The 15,048-nt window shown below is 69.5% G+C and carries 12 protein-coding genes; 9 read left to right on the top strand and 3 right to left on the bottom strand.

Translation table 11 applies throughout. From position 1 onward, the window contains the following. Window positions 1–259 precede the first annotated feature (259 nt). The 6 genes from ACYVPE_RS01385 to ACYVPE_RS01360 all read left to right on the top strand — a co-directional run bounded on the left by ACYVPE_RS01385 (window position 260) and on the right by ACYVPE_RS01360 (window position 8,185). Window positions 260–1,858 (top strand): GDSL-type esterase/lipase family protein, encoded by a 1,599-nt coding sequence (locus ACYVPE_RS01385; RefSeq protein ID WP_461031464.1) that lies wholly within the window; start codon window positions 260–262, stop codon window positions 1,856–1,858. A 211-nt stretch (window positions 1,859–2,069) separates the two neighbouring features. Beyond that, window positions 2,070–4,052: a rhamnogalacturonan lyase gene (locus tag ACYVPE_RS01380; protein WP_461031463.1), complete on the top strand. Its 1,983-nt coding sequence runs from the start codon at window positions 2,070–2,072 to the stop codon at window positions 4,050–4,052. Window positions 4,053–4,356: 304 nt separating this feature from the next. Then, complete coding sequence (locus ACYVPE_RS01375) at window positions 4,357–5,646, top strand: ABC transporter substrate-binding protein (protein WP_461031462.1); 1,290 nt, start codon at window positions 4,357–4,359, stop codon at window positions 5,644–5,646. 60 nt (window positions 5,647–5,706) lie between these two features. Continuing rightward, on the top strand, window positions 5,707–6,669 hold the full coding sequence (locus ACYVPE_RS01370; RefSeq protein WP_461031461.1) for a carbohydrate ABC transporter permease: 963 nt from the start codon (window positions 5,707–5,709) through the stop codon (window positions 6,667–6,669). Further along, a complete protein-coding gene (locus tag ACYVPE_RS01365) occupies window positions 6,666–7,574 on the top strand; it encodes a carbohydrate ABC transporter permease (protein ID WP_461031460.1) in 909 nt (302 codons plus the stop codon). Before ACYVPE_RS01370 ends, ACYVPE_RS01365 begins: the two co-directional genes overlap by 4 nt. 5 nt (window positions 7,575–7,579) lie before the next feature. Further along, window positions 7,580–8,185, top strand: coding sequence for a hypothetical protein (locus ACYVPE_RS01360; RefSeq protein WP_461031459.1), 606 nt, complete (start codon window positions 7,580–7,582; stop codon window positions 8,183–8,185). 24 nt (window positions 8,186–8,209) lie between these two features. On the opposite strand, the gene ACYVPE_RS01355 is transcribed toward ACYVPE_RS01360, so the two are convergent. Both ACYVPE_RS01355 and ACYVPE_RS01350 read right to left on the bottom strand, forming a co-directional pair. Further along, a complete protein-coding gene (locus tag ACYVPE_RS01355) occupies window positions 8,210–9,496 on the bottom strand; it encodes an RNA-guided endonuclease InsQ/TnpB family protein (protein ID WP_461031458.1) in 1,287 nt (428 codons plus the stop codon). A gap of 130 nt (window positions 9,497–9,626) precedes the next feature. After that, a complete protein-coding gene (locus ACYVPE_RS01350; protein ID WP_461031457.1) occupies window positions 9,627–10,526 on the bottom strand; it encodes a LysR family transcriptional regulator in 900 nt (299 codons plus the stop codon). 97 nt (window positions 10,527–10,623) lie between these two features. On the opposite strand from ACYVPE_RS01350, the gene ACYVPE_RS01345 reads away from it, so the two are divergent. From ACYVPE_RS01345 to ACYVPE_RS01335, 3 genes are read left to right on the top strand one after another with little or no spacing between them, the layout of a single operon-like run. Further along, on the top strand, window positions 10,624–11,358 hold the full coding sequence (locus ACYVPE_RS01345) for a succinate dehydrogenase (protein ID WP_461031456.1): 735 nt from the start codon (window positions 10,624–10,626) through the stop codon (window positions 11,356–11,358). An 8-nt stretch (window positions 11,359–11,366) separates the two neighbouring features. Beyond that, window positions 11,367–13,331 carry a fumarate reductase/succinate dehydrogenase flavoprotein subunit gene (locus ACYVPE_RS01340; RefSeq protein ID WP_461031455.1) on the top strand — a complete coding sequence of 655 codons (1,965 nt, stop codon included), beginning with the start codon at window positions 11,367–11,369 and terminating at the stop codon, window positions 13,329–13,331. Further along, a complete protein-coding gene (locus ACYVPE_RS01335; RefSeq protein ID WP_461031454.1) occupies window positions 13,328–14,080 on the top strand; it encodes a succinate dehydrogenase/fumarate reductase iron-sulfur subunit in 753 nt (250 codons plus the stop codon). Before ACYVPE_RS01340 ends, ACYVPE_RS01335 begins: the two co-directional genes overlap by 4 nt. Before the next feature lie 90 nt (window positions 14,081–14,170). Here the strand turns inward: ACYVPE_RS01335 and ACYVPE_RS01330 are convergent, their stop codons facing one another. Next, on the bottom strand, window positions 14,171–14,890 hold the full coding sequence (locus ACYVPE_RS01330) for a helix-turn-helix transcriptional regulator (protein WP_461031453.1): 720 nt from the start codon (window positions 14,888–14,890) through the stop codon (window positions 14,171–14,173). Window positions 14,891–15,048 lie beyond the last annotated feature (158 nt).

The following is a 15,048-nucleotide window of genomic DNA, read 5'->3' as shown; positions in this document are numbered from 1 at the left end:
CAGTGGCGGACAGGGCGCTCCACACGGACCCAACACGTCACGCCGTCACGCCCCTTGACTCCCGCTCGCCCCAACGGGAACACTCTCGGCGATATCAGCAAGCGCTTGCCCCGGCGCTCCCCCTCCCCTTCACCCCAGGTCGTCCACGGTCACGCGATGAATCGATTCACCTCCGGTCGTCGCGCGCCCCGGCCTGCCCGGGCGGGAGCGGAGAGCGCCCAGGGCAGGCCCGTGCCACCAACCACACAGGAGTGAACGGATGGACGGAACAGCTGCCACGCCCGCCGAGGGACGCCGCCCCGAAGGCCACCGCAGACGGACGATTCTGCGGGCCGCCGTCGCCGGAGCCGCCGCGGCCGGCGCCGCCGGCCTCGCGCTGCCCGGCACCGCGCGCGCCGCCGACGCGAGCACCCCAAACACCGGCACCGGCACCGGCACCGAGGCCGGCACCGGACCCACGATCTACCTCGCCAGCGACTCGACGGCCCAGACCTACGACCCCTCCTACGCGCCGCAGGCCGGCTGGGGCGAGGTGCTGGGACAGTTCTTCTCCGACACCGTGACCGTCGCCAACCACGCCATCGGCGGCCGGAGTTCACGCAGCTTCATCGCCGAGGGCCGGCTCCAGGCGATCCTCGACCAGATCCAGCCGGGCGACTACCTGTTCGTCCAGTTCGGCCACAACGACGCCACCATCAGCCGCCCCGAGCGCTACACGCCGCCCGCCGACTACAAGGAGTTCCTGCGGAACGACTACATCGGCGGCGCCCGCGCCCGCGGCGCCATCCCGGTGATCGTCACCCCCGCCTCGCGCCGGGACTTCAACCCGACCACCGGGCGGTTCAACGTCTCGTTCCCCGAGTACGTCGCGAAGGCGATCGAGGTGGCGGCCGAGGAGAACGTGCCGCTGGTCGACCTCTCGGCGTCCAGCCGCGCCTACCTGGACGGCGTCGGCATCGAGGAGGCCAAGTCGCTCTTCCTCCACGTGCCGCCCGGCGTCTACCCGAACCGCCCCTACGGCACCATCGACGAGACCCACTTCCAGCGGTACGGCGCGATCCACGTCGCCCGGCTCATCGCGCTCGACGTGGCGCGGCTCGACGTCCCGCTCGCCCGCCTGGTCCGCGGCACCGAGCCGCCGCGCCGCCGCCCCGACCGGCCGGGCGCGCCGACCGCGGGACTGGTCTCGCACGAGGGCGCCAGGCTCACCTGGGACGAGGTGTCGGGCGCCGAGCTCTACCGGATCCAGCGCCGGCGCCGGCACTCGGACGAGGAGTTCGCGCTCGCCACCACCTCCCCCATCCCGCTCACCGACATCGGCGGGCTGGCCGAGGACACCGCCTACGAGGTGCGGGTGATCGCGGTCAACGGGCGTGGCCAGTCCGCCCCTTCGGCGAAGCTGCGGCTCACCACCCGCTCCGCGGACCTGCGGTACGACTTCGGCCCCGCCGACAGCCCGGTCGCCGAGGGCTTCGTCGGGGTCGGCCCGGAGACCCTGTACACGGCCGAGCGCGGCTACGGCTTCACCGACGCCACCAACCTCATCAGCCGGGACCGCGGCCCCGGCACCGACGACCTCGGGCGCGACTTCGTGGCCTACTTCGACGGTCGCTACGAGTTCAGGACCGACGTGCCGAACGGCACCTACGCCGCCACCGCCTACGTGGGCGACGCGGCCGGCTCTTCCCGCTCCGGCTTCGTCCTCGAGGGCGGGGACCGGGGCCAGGTGATCGGCTCGCCCAACGCCATCACCCGGCAGACGTTCACGCTGATCGAGGTCCAGGACGGGCAGCTCGGTGTCACCGTCTACGGCCAGACCGGCCACCTCAACGGCCTGGTGATCACCCGGGTCGGCTGACGCCGACCGCGGAGGGGCCAGGCACGTCCGCCGGTAGCGGCCCCACCGAACCGTCAACGACCGTCAAAGTTCCAACAGGCTCCCACAAGTCTTGACGGAACCGATCAGCGATTGCGAGACTCCCCCGAACATGAGAGCGCTTTCCATCGCTCGAATGAATCGATTCATACCTCAGCGGACTACCCCCTTCCGACCAGCAAAGGAGCCCCGGATGGGCAGCAGAGCCGCCGCCCCCGTCCCCGGATCACGACGCACCCGCCGCCTCGGCGCGCTGCTCACCGCCGCGCTCGCCGCCCTCGCGACGGCCGCCGCCGGCCTGGCGACCCCCGCGGTCGCCGCCGCCGACGGCGGGCGGCCGCACCAGCCGGCCCGGCAGATGGAGAACCTGGACCGGGCCCCGGTGGCCGTCCAGACCGAGGACGGGATCTTCGTCGGCTGGCGGATGCTCGGCCTCGATCCGGAGTCCGTCTCCTTCCATGTCTACCGGGACGGCGAGCGCATCACCCGCCGCCCGATCAGCGGCGCCACCAGCTTCACCGACCGACACGGCACCGCCGACTCGGTCTACCAGGTGGCGGTGGTGCGCGGCAGCCGGCAGGCCGAGCGCACGGCGCGGTTCGGCGTCTGGGCCGAGCAGTACCGGGAGATCCCGGTGAACCGCCCGCCGGACGGCGTCACGCCGAGCGGCGCCTCGTACAGCTACCGCCTCAACGACGCGAGCGTCGGCGACCTCGACGGCGACGGCCGGTACGAGATCGTGCAGAAGTGGGAGCCGAGCAACGCCCAGGACAACTCGCGTTCCGGCTACACGGGGAACGTCTACCTGGACGCCTACACCCTCGACGGCGAGCAGCTGTGGCGGATCGACCTCGGCCCCAACATCAGGGCCGGCGCGCACTACACCCAGCTGATGGTCTACGACCTGGACGGCGACGGCCGCTCCGAGGTGGCGGTGAAGACCGCCGACGGCACGGTGGACGGCACCGGCACGGTGCTCGGTGACCCGACCGCCGACCACCGCAACGCCGCCGGCTACGTGCTGGCGGGCCCCGAGTACCTGACGGTGTTCGACGGGGAGAGCGGCGCCGCCGTCGACACGGTCGACTACACCCCGCCGCGCGGCGACACCTGCTCCTGGGGCGACTGCTACGGCAACCGGGTGGACCGGTTCCTGGCCGGGGTGGCCTATCTGGACGGCGAGCACCCGTCGGTGGTGTTCGCCAGGGGCTACTACACGCGCACGGTGCTGGCCGCCTACGACTTCGCCGGCGGGCGGCTCGAGCAGCGCTGGACGTTCGACTCGGCCGAGGCGGGCCGGGAGTTCGAGGGGCAGGGCAACCACAACCTGTCGGTGGCGGACGTCGACGGCGACGCCAGGGACGAGATCGTCTACGGCTCGATGACGCTGGACGACGACGGCTCGGTGCTCTACAACACCCGGCTCGGGCACGGGGACGCGCTCCACGTGGGCGACTTCGCTCCCGACCGCCCGGGGTTGGAGGTCTTCGCGCCGCACGAGTCCATGTCGGCCTCGGGGAACCGGGGCGCGACGTTCCGGGACGCGGCGACCGGCGAGATCATCCACGAGATGCCCGGCATCAGGGACACCGGGCGGGGCGCGATCGGCGACATCGACCCGACCCACGAGGGCGCGGAGAGCTGGGCGGTCACGGCCACCGGTGCCTGGAACTCGCGGGAGGGCCAACTGCGGGCCGCCGACGGCACGTTGATCGGCACGGACATCCCGTCGGCCAACTTCATGGTCTGGTGGGACGGGGACCCGCTGCGGGAGATCCTGGACCACGACTTCGCGGAGGGGATCGATCCGGCCGGCACACCCTACGTCGCCAAGTGGGACTGGGAGTCGGGCGAGCAGCGCGAGGTCTTCGCGCCGGAGGGCGTCTACACCAACAACTACACCAAGGGCACCCCGGTGCTCCAGGCGGACCTCTACGGGGACTGGCGCGAGGAGGTCGTCTACCGCACCCAGGACGACTCGGCGCTGCGGATCTACACGACCACCGAGGAGACGGAGTCGCGGTTGCGCACGCTGATGCACGACCCGCAGTACCGGCTGGCGGTGGCCTGGCAGAACGTGGCGTACAACCAGCCGCCGCATCCCAGCTACTTCATCGGGGAGGGGATGGCGGAGCGGCAGCCGCGGCCGAACATCCGGTACACGGCGCGTAGCTGAATGTCCAGAGTCTGCTGAATCGCCTTTCGGAAACGGCCGGTTCCCTTCCTCTCGGAGGCGGGGCCGGCCGCCCGGAATGGCCTGTTACTTATTCGAGAGTTCTCGTAGTTGATCCGCGTGTCGGTGGATCACGACGGCGTTTCTGAAAAGTTATCCACCATCCGGTTGCCGCGTAGGAGCCCGGAGGTATTGTAACGATTCACTTCGGGTGGCGCCGGAGCCGGAAAGGCCAAGCCACCGCCACCGGAGTGTTGTTACACATTGACAGAGCAGGGAGGCTCCTATGTCAATCAGAAAGACCGCGATGAGTGGTCTCACCCTCGCCCTGGCCGGTTCGCTGGCCCTCACCGCCTGCGGCTCCGGGGGCGATGACGGCGGCGATGGGGGCGACGTGACGCTCAACTTCACCTGGTGGGGAAGTGACGAGCGGTCCTCGCGTTACGAGGCCGTCATCGACCTGTTCGAGGAGCAGAACCCGGGCATCACGGTGCAGACCAGCTTCGCCGAGTTCCAGGACTACTGGACGCAGCGCAGCACGGACGCCACCTCGGGTGAACTTCCCGACGTGATGCAGATGGATGTCTCCCGGCTCCTGGAATATTCCAACAACGGTCTGCTGTACGACATGAGCGAATTCGAGGGAAGCGGCCTCGACACCTCGACGATCGACGAGGGGCTGCTCGCCTCGGGTCGTTCCAACGAACAGTTGGTCGCCATTCCCACCGGCAGCAATACCCTCGCGCTGATGGTGAACCCCGATCTGGTGGCGGAGCTCGGCGTCGAGGTGCCGGACTGGGACTACACCTGGGAGGACTACCAGGAGTTCGTCCGGGCGGCCAGCGAGGCCGGCGCGGACCGCGATCCGCAGGTGTACGGCGCGGGCGACTACACCATGACGTGGTGGTTCTTCATGCAGCACCTCATCCAGCAGGGCGTCGAGCCGTTCTCGGAGACCGGCGAGATGAACTTCACCGAGGACGACATGCGCGCCTTCATCGAGAGCGCCCAGTCGGTCCGCGAGGGTGACAGCGCGTTCTTCCCGCGGGAGCGCGGCGAGCAGTTGCTGCCCCTGGGCGGGTTCACCAGCGGCGAGGCCGCCGTCGAGTTCCACTGGGACAACTTCATCAGCGGCTACAGCGCCGACCTCGGCAGCGAGAACATCCAGCTGATGCCGATGCCGACGGGCGCGGACGGCGAGAAGCACATGTTCTTCAAGCCGACGATGCAGCTGGCGATGGGCGGCAACACCTCGCACCCGGAGGAGGCCGCGCAGCTGATCGACTTCCTCATCAACGACCCGGAGGCGGGCCAGATCATCGGCACCGACCTGGGCGTGCCGTCGTCGCAGGCCAGGCTCGACGCGCTCGAGGTCGAGGACGGCAGCCTCGACCAGCGGGTCATCGAGTACGAGCAGCTGGTGCGGGACGAGGGCTACGCCACCGAGACCGTGCCGTTCCAGCCGGAGGGCTTCGGTCCCCTGGAGACCGAGTACGTCGAGGTGCTCGGCCCGGAGTTCGACTACGGCCAGATCGACGCGGCCGAGTTCGCGGAGCGCTGGTTCTCCGAGGCGTCCAACCTGCTGGTGACCAACTGATCACCGCCGACCCCGTGTGACCCCCGGGTCACGACGACCGCACCGAACGGAACCCCCCTCATGACCATCACCCATGAGGCGAACCGGTCCGCCAAGGTCGGCAAGCCCCCGCGACGGCCGCAGAACAAGCGGCCGTCGCGGAAGGCCGCCGAGACCAGGGCCGGCTACGCCTTCCTGGCGCCCTGGTTGCTCGGCTTCATCGCGCTGACCGCCGGACCGATGATCGCCTCGCTCTATCTGGCCTTCACCGACTTCCACCCGATCCGCGGCGGCGAATGGATCGGCGTCGACAACTTCACCCGGCTCTTCGACGACCCGCGCTTCCTGGACTCGGTCCAGGTCACCGTGACGTACGCGGTCGTCGGCACGCCGATCAAACTGGCCGCCGCGTTGGGCGTGGCCATGCTGCTCAACAACCGCCGCCGGGGCCAGGGCACCTACCGGTCGCTGTTCTACGCGCCCTCGCTGATCGGGGCCAGCGTCTCCATCGCCATCGTGTGGAAGGCGATGTTCAACGACCAGGGCATCGTCGACGACATCGGCGACTTCTTCGGCACCTGGCAGGGCGGCTGGGTCGGCGACCCGGGCAAGACGATGCCGATGATGATCCTGCTGACCGTCTGGCAGTTCGGCGCCCCGATGGTCATCTTCCTGGCCGGCCTCAAGCAGATCCCCGGCGAGCTGTACGAGGCGGCCGACGTGGACGGCGCGGGCCCGTGGCGGAAGTTCACCCGGATCACGCTGCCGATGCTGTCGCCGGTGCTCTTCTTCAACCTGGTGCTGGAGACGATCCACTCGTTCCAGGTGTTCGCGTCCGCGTTCATCATCTCCGGCGGCCGCGGCGGCCCGGCCAACTCCACGCTGTTCTACACCCTCTACCTCTACCAGCGCGGTTTCGGCCAGGGGCAGTTGGGCTACGCGGCGGCGATGGCCTGGCTGCTGGTGATCGTGGTCGGCGTCATCACGCTGATCTTCTTCAGGACCTCGCGTTACTGGGTCCACTACACCGGGGAGGGGCGATGAGCACCGCTACCCTCGACGAGCGCCGGGCTCCGGCCACCGATCGCGAGACGATGCGGCGCCGGGCGAGGCGCCGGCGCGCGGGCCGGACCGTGGGGTTCCACGTGCTGGTCTGGGCGGTGGCGATCGTGATGCTCTACCCGGGCGTCTGGATGCTGCTGTCGTCGTTCCGGCCGACCAACCAGATCATCGGCGAGACCGGCCTGATCCCGGACAACACCACGCTGGACAACTTCCGGAACGCGCTGGACGGCATCGGCGGCATCTCGTTCTGGACGTTCTTCACCAACTCGATGGTGCTGGGCGTCGGTTCGGTGATCGGGATCTGCCTGTCCTGTTCGGTGTCGGCCTACGCCTTCTCGCGGATCGAGTTCCCGGGCCGCGGGCTGTTCTTCACGCTGATGGTCTGCACCCTGCTGCTCCCGTTCCACGTGGTGATCATTCCGCAGTTCATCATGTTCAACGAGGTGGGCTGGACGGACTCGTACATCCCGCTGCTGATCGGCAAGTTCCTGGCGGCGGACGCGTTCTTCGTCTTCCTGATGGTGCAGTTCATGCGGAACCTGCCGCGTGAGCTGGACGAGTCGGCGCGCATCGACGGCGCCGGGCACCTGCGGATCTTCTCCTCGATCATGCTGCCGCTGATGCGGCCGGTGCTGGCGACGTCGTCGATCTTCGCGTTCATCTGGAGCTGGAACGACTTCCTGGCGCCGCTGATCTACCTGCGCAGTCCCGACAAGTACCCGCTGCCGCTGATGCTGCGCCAGTTCACCGACCAGACGAGCGTCTCCGACTACGGCGCGCAGATGGCGGCCGCGGTGCTGGCGCTGGCTCCGGTGATCATCTTCTTCGTGCTGTTCCAGCGCTACATCGTGGACGGTGTGGCCACCCAGGGGCTGAAGGGGTGAGCGCCGTGGCGGGTCGGCGGGAGGGGCGGTTCGGCACCGGTCTCGCGCTGTTCGGCGAGGTGGTGATCGTCGGGGCGCTGGTGGCCCTGCTGGTGCTGCCGGTGGTCACGGCGCTGCCCGCGCTCGCGGCCGGCGCGGCGCACCTGCGGCGGCATCTGTCGGGCGACAGCGTGCGGGTCGCCGACCTGCTGCGGGACTTCGTGGCGGCCTGCCGCGCGCTGTGGGCGGCGGGTCTCGCGGTGACCGGGATCGCGCTGGTGCTGCTGTGGAACCTGTCGCTCGCGCAGGCCGACGTGCTGCCGGGCGCCGGTGGGCTGCTGATGGTGACGCCGCTGATGCTGCTGGCCCTCGGCGTCGTGCTGCTGCGCGCCGCCGCGGGCTGGCGCCAGGACGGAACGAAGGGTCCTGCGCTGCTGCGGGAGTCCGCCGAGCGCGCGGTGCGCGATCCCGGTGGCTCCGTGCTGCTGGCGTTCGGCTGGCTGATGTGCGCGGTGTTCGTGTGGATGCTGCTTCCGCTGGCGCTGCTGGCCGGTGGGCTGCTCGCGCTGGCCGCGATCGCCGTGGAGCAGCGGCTCGCGGCGCGCGATCAGGTGGCGGAGAGCGACTTGTAGAAGAAGTTGACATCCTCCCCCTCTTTAAAAGAGGGGGATTTCAACCCGGGTGGGTTGGGGTTCACGGGTGCTCGAACAGCTGGTGGCCGCTGTCACCCCTCCGGCACCGGCTGCTTGCCGGGGGCGGGGTATCCCGTCCTGTCCTGCCGCGACGTTGTTGGCTGCGTTCTCGTCGGCGTTGCAGGTGAAGCCGCAGGATACGCAGACGAAGTCGGCTTGGCTCTTGCGCGACTTCCTCTCGATCCATCCACAGGCGCTGCACCGCAGAGACGTGAAGGGTGCGGGCACGTCTTCGACCCGGCCCGGGGCCTTGTGTTCCGTGCGCCGCCGGAGCAGGCCCCAGCCTTGAGCGAGGATGGCCCGGTTGAGCCCGGCCTTCTGCCGAACGTTCTTGCCCGGCTCGGCGAGGTTCCCTTTCGCCGAGCGGGTCATGTTCTTGATGTTCAGCTTCTCGAACCGCACCAGGTCGTAGGATCGGGCGAGCATGGTGCTGGTCTTCTCGCACCAATCCTTGCGCCGGTTCGCCTCACGAGCCTTGAGCTTGGCAACTTGCGCGTACTCGGCGGCCTTGGCTTCGCCTCCCTTGCGGGCACGGGCGGCGCGCCGCTGGTGCTTGCGGATCTGGGCGCGCTCTTTGGTCGTGAGCTGTGGGCAGTTGAATTTCCGCCCATCAGAGAAGGCGGCGGTGATGGCCACCCCCCGGTCGACGCCAATGACCTCGCCCGTGCCAGGCGCGTCGATCGGCTCGGGGATGACGGCGAACGCGACATGCCACTGCCCGTTCCGGAAGGTGGCCCGGAATGTCTTCGCGGCGGGCAGGTGGGCGTGGGTGAGGCGGAAGCGCACCCAGCCGCAGCCTGGCACCTTCACCTGCGCCCAGCGCCGGTTCAGCTTCTCCACCACAACGGAGCGGCCCACGACCTGCTTGCCCTTGGCGTTCAGCTTCGGGCTGCCGTCCGCCTCGAACTCGGGCACACGGTCGGTGCCGATGACACGGAAGCCCTCGTGCCGGACCCTCTTGCGCCAGGTCGGCTCACCGAACCCGGAGATGATGCGGGCGGCCTTTGCCCTGGCGAAGTCCTTCAGAGCCTGCTGCTGGACGTCCGCGTTCCCTGCGGCGAGCCACTCATTCTCTCGCCTGGCCTCGGTGAGCTGGCGACACTGCTCCGCAAAGCCGGGGGCCGACTTGCGGCCGGGCCGCCAGTGCGAGTGTTGCTCGACAGCGAGGTTCCAGACGTACCGGGCATGCGCGCAATGCAGCAGCATCCGCTGCTCCTGCGCGGGCGTCGGGTACATCCGGAAACGTGACATGCCGTCACGATAACGGCACAAAAGCGGCCTGATCAAGTTCACTTTGCGTATCCCCGAAGACCTGCACGAAAGTTGGGTAGTGGGCAGCCGGACTCCGGCGGGTTCGGTCCACTTCTCCCCTGTCCGGGATCTATCCCGAATGCGGGAAGCCGCCACGGTGGGTCATCAGAATGCGTTGCAGCTCACGCGCGGCCCGCGGCGGCGAGACGTCGCCCCGGTGTGCCACCGAGATCGTCCGGTGCAGCCCTGGCGGGTCGAACGGGGTGGCCCGCAGCCCCGACCGGTCCGCGACCATGCTGGGCACCACCGCGAGCCCGAGGCCGGCCCTGACGAAGCCGAGCACCGCGTCCATCTCGCCGCCCTCCACGCTGAACGACGGTTCGAAGCCGGCCCCGTGGCAGGCGGCCAGCGTCAGCTCCCGCAGGTCGTAGCCGTGCCGGAACATCACCAGCGGCTGGTTCCGCAGGTCGCCGATCCCGAGGTGGCCGCCGGCGCCGGGCGCCGGGTCGGCCGGCGAGGAGATCACCACCAACTCCTCGCGCAGCAGCTCGAAGGTGGTCAGGGCCGGGCCCTGGGAGGGCAGCGGGGTGATGATCAGCGCAAGGTCGAGCTCCCCGGCGGCCAGGATCCGCACCAGGTCCTGCGAGCCGTCCTCGTGCACCTTGAGGTCGACGCCCGGATAGCTGTCCCGGAAGGTGCGTAGCACGTCGGGCACCAGGCTGGCGCAGAGGCTCGGCGTGGCGCCGAGCCGCACCCGGCCGCGGCGCAGCTGGGCGACCTCCTGCACCTCGCGCCGCGCGGTCTCGGCGTCGGCGAGGATCCGGCGGGCCAGCGGCAGCAGCGCGGCGCCGGCGTCGGTCAGGGTGATGTGCCCGCGCGCCCTGGAGAACAGCTCGGCGCCGAGCTCCCGTTCCAGCGCGCGGATCTGTTGGGAGAGCGAGGGCTGGGCCACGTGCTCCCGGCGGGCCGCCCGCGTGAAGTGCCGGGTCTCGGCGACCGCGGTGAAGTAGCGGAGCTGCTGAAGTTGCATGGCCGAAAGCGTACGGTGACACGATAGCCATCGCCTATCGAAATCAGGTGATCTATGTCTTGGACTGATTCCGTGGGTGGCTCCTACCGTCTGTGTCATGGCTCTGGCGACACGCACGCCGACTCGGTCCTCCAAGACCACGGCACCCCGCAGGCCACCGTCCGCGCCTGCCAGGTTCTGGCGCTCGACGGTCGGCAAGAAGACGGTGATGGCCGTCAGCGGCGCGATCATGCTGCTTTACCTGGTCTTCCACATGGCCGGGAACCTCAAGGTCTTCTTCGGCCCCGACGAGATGAACGGCTACGCGCACTGGCTGCGCACCGTCGGCGAGCCGGTGCTGCACCACGAGTGGTTCCTGTGGATCGCGCGGGTGGCCCTGCTGGCCGCCGTCGTCGCGCACGCCACGGCCGCCTACCAGCTCAGCCGGCGCGACGTGGCCGCCCGGCCGGTCGGCTACCAGCACCGCAGGGCCCGCACCAGCTACGCGACCCGCACCATGCGCTGGGGCGGCGTGATCATCGCGCTCTTCCTGGTCTGGCACATCCTCGACCTGACCACCGGCACGGTGAACCCCAACGGCGAGGCCGGCCGCCCCTACGAGAACATCGTCGCCGCCTTCAACACCTGGTACGGCAACACGATCTACATCGTCGCCATGCTCGCCGTCGGCCTGCACATCCGCCACGGCTTCTACGGCGCCGCCCAGACCCTGGGCGCCGGCGGCCGCACCCGCGACCGGCTGCTCAGGACGACCGCCAACGGGCTGGCCCTGCTGCTGACCGTGGGTTTCCTGTCCGTACCGGTCGGCGTCATGACCGGAATCGTGGAGTAGTGAGGAACATGCCCGACTCTCGCGACTACCTCGCCTACCTCGACTACACCGTCGGCGACCCGATCAGCGACACCAGGGCGCCTGGCGGGCCGATCGCCGAGCGCTGGGACCGGCGCCGCTTCGAGGCGAAGCTGGTGAACCCGGCCAACCGCCGCAAGCACACGGTGATCGTGGTCGGCACCGGTCTCGCCGGCGGCGCCGCCGGCGCCACGCTGGCCGAACAGGGCTACCACGTCCTGCAGTTCTGCTACCAGGACTCGCCGCGCCGGGCCCACTCGATCGCCGCCCAGGGCGGCATCAACGCGGCCAAGAACTACCGCAACGACGGCGACTCGATCCACCGGCTGTTCTACGACACCGTCAAGGGCGGCGACTTCCGCGCCCGTGAGTCCAACGTGCACCGGCTCGCCCAGGTCTCGGTGGAGATCATCGACCAGTGCGTGGCGCAGGGCGTGCCGTTCGCCCGCGAGTACGGCGGCCTGCTCGACACCCGCTCCTTCGGCGGCGTGCAGGTCTCCCGCACCTTCTACGCCCGCGGCCAGACGGGCCAGCAGCTGCTGCTCGGCGCCTACCAGGCGCTCTCCCGGCAGATCGCGGCCGGCAACGTCGAGATGCGGCCGCGCACCGAGATGCTGGACCTGATCGTGATCGACGGCCGGGCCCGCGGCATCGTGGCCCGCGACCTGATCACCGGCCGGGTCGACACCTACCTGGCCGACGCCGTGGTGCTGGCCAGCGGCGGCTACGGCAACGTGTTCCACCTCTCCACCAACGCGAAGAACTCCAACGCCACCGCCATCTGGCGGGCGCACCGGCGCGGCGCCTACTTCGCCAACCCGTGCTTCACCCAGATCCACCCCACCTGCATCCCGCGCTCCGGCGACCACCAGTCCAAGCTGACGCTGATGAGCGAGTCGCTGCGCAACGACGGCCGTATCTGGGTGCCGAAGCGCGCCGGCGACGACCGCGCCCCGGCCGACATCCCGGAGGACGAGCGCGACTACTACCTGGAGCGGATCTACCCCTCCTTCGGCAACCTGGTGCCGCGCGACATCGCCTCCCGGGCCGCCAAGAACGTCTGCGACGAGGGCCGCGGCGTCGGCCCCGGCGGCCAGGGCGTCTACCTCGACTTCGCGGACGCCATCGCCCGGATGGGCCGCCCGGCCGTCGAGGCGAAGTACGGCAACCTCTTCGACATGTACGCGCGGATCACCGCGGAGGACCCGTACCGCGTGCCGATGCGGATCTACCCCGCCATCCACTACACGATGGGCGGCCTCTGGGTCGACTACGACCTAGGGACCACGATCCCCGGCCTGTTCGCGATCGGCGAGGCCAACTTCTCCGACCACGGCGCCAACCGGCTCGGCGCCTCGGCCCTGATGCAGGGCCTGGCGGACGGCTACTTCATCCTGCCGACCACCCTGGCCGACTACCTCGCCACGCACCCGCAGGACGAGGTGGACCAGGACCACCCGGCCGTGACCGACGCCGTGTTCCAGGTGACCGACCGGCTCTACCGGCTGCTCTCCAACAACGGCGACCGCACCCCCGACTCGTTCCACCGCGAGCTCGGCGAACTGCTGTGGGACGAGTGCGGGATGGCCCGCGACGAGAACGGCCTGCGCAAGGCGCTCGGCCGGATCCCCGAGCTGCGCGAGGAGTTCTGGCGCCGGGTCAGGGTGCCGGGTGACGGCAAGGAGCTCAACCAGTCGTTGGAGAAGGCCAACCGGATCTCCGACTACCTGGAACTGGCCGAGCTGATGTGCCTGGACGCCCTGCACCGCGCCGAGTCCTGCGGCGGCCACTTCCGCGCGGAGAGCCAGACCGATTCCGGCGAGGCGGCCCGCAGGGACGAGGAGTTCGGCTACGCGGCCGCCTGGGAGTTCCGGGGCACCGGAGCGGCCCCCGTCCTGCACCGCGAGGAACTGACCTTCGACTACGTCCACCCCACGCAACGGAGCTACGCGTGAACCTCACCCTGCGCATCTGGCGGCAGCGCGACCCGGAGACCCCCGGTGCCATGACCACCTACGAGGTCGCCGACGTCTCCCCCGACATGTCGTTCCTGGAGATGCTCGACACCCTCAACGAGGAGCTGATCCTGCGCGGCGAGGAGCCGGTCGCCTTCGACCACGACTGCCGCGAGGGCATCTGCGGCGCCTGCGGCATGGTGATCAACGGCGACGCGCACGGCCCGGAACGCACCACCACCTGCCAGCTGCACATGCGCGGCTTCCAGGACGGCGACACCATCGACATCGAGCCGTGGCGGGCCGCCGCGTTCCCGGTGGTCAAGGACCTGGTGGTCGACCGGTCCGCGTTCGACCGGATCATCGGCTCCGGCGGCTATGTCACCGCGCCGACCGGCAGCGCCCCCGAGGCGCACGCCACGCCGGTGCCCAAGCCGGCGGCCGACAAGGCGTTCGAGCACGCCGAGTGCATCGGCTGCGGGGCGTGCGTGGCGGCCTGCCCCAACGGCTCGGCGATGCTGTTCACCTCGGCCAAGGTCGTCCACCTCAACTCGCTGCCGCAGGGCGCGCCGGAGCGGGAGAGCCGGGTGCTCGACATGATCGACACCATGGACGCCGAGGGCTTCGGCGGCTGCACCGTCACCGGGATGTGCACGACCGTCTGTCCCAAGGGCATCCCGCTGTCCTCGATCACGACCATGAACCGCGAGTTCCTGCGCGCCACCCGCAAGGGCGGCCGCCCGAGCTAGGGCCTGAGCCGGCCGGCACGAGGAGCGGCCCCCGCCAGGTGGGGTGGCGGGGGCCGCTCACTGTGCGCCGAGGGTGGCCGACGGCGCCGGTTACGGGGCTGCCGGGCGGACGTGCGCATAGCGTTCGTAGAGACCTTCGCGGAGGGCCCTCGAGACGGCGAGCGTGCGGTTGTTGCAGTCCATCTTCGCGAGGATGTTCGCCACCAGTCGCTTCGCTCCGTTCTGGGATATCTGCAGGCCGCGAGCTATCTGCTTGTTACTCATTCCCTCGACCATGAGAACGAGGACCTGCTGTTCCCGTGGAGTGAGTCGGAGACGCACCTGTGGTGGCGCCTTGTGACGGCCCGCGAAACGCACCAGATCGTAGGCGATTTCCTCTGGTATGGCGGCCCCGCCGTCGGCTGCGGCGGCCACCGCCTTGCGCAGGCTGTACTCGTTGACGCTGCTCGACCTGACGAATCCCGCGCGGAGCCCCATGACCTTGGGTAACTCGAAGAGGTCGCCGTCCTCGATGAGCAGGACGATGCCGACGCCGCGTGCCGCGTGGTCCCGCAGCTCGTCGGCCGACACCTCGTCGACCTCGCCGAGCAGGGCGATCAGCACATCGCCCGCCTCGAGTTCGGAGGCCAGCGCCCCAGCCAGCCCCGACCTCATGCTTATCTCCGGCTCGCGGGGCATGAGTTGCAGCATCCGCTCGATCCCGAAGCGGAGCAGCCCATTCCCGATTCCCACGGTGACTCTGCCGGTGACAAGCCCTCTCTCCTGACTTCCCGTGACATCCAACATAACGACCCCCAGTCGTATGGCCATGCACGCCATGGTCATTGGAGTGCACTTAAAGGTTACCCCAAGGGATACCCAAAAGAAGACCATGAAGGTAATGCGAGAAATATCATGCTGAGGCCGCGGAAATCGTTTTCGAGTATGCCGAGAATTTCTCCCTGCACATTGCCCCACACCGTCTCGGA

The sequence above is a fragment of the Streptomyces mayteni genome (assembly GCF_054783955.1).
The sequence above is the reverse complement of the archived record's forward strand: the minus strand, read 5'-3'. Positions and strand labels throughout refer to the sequence as shown.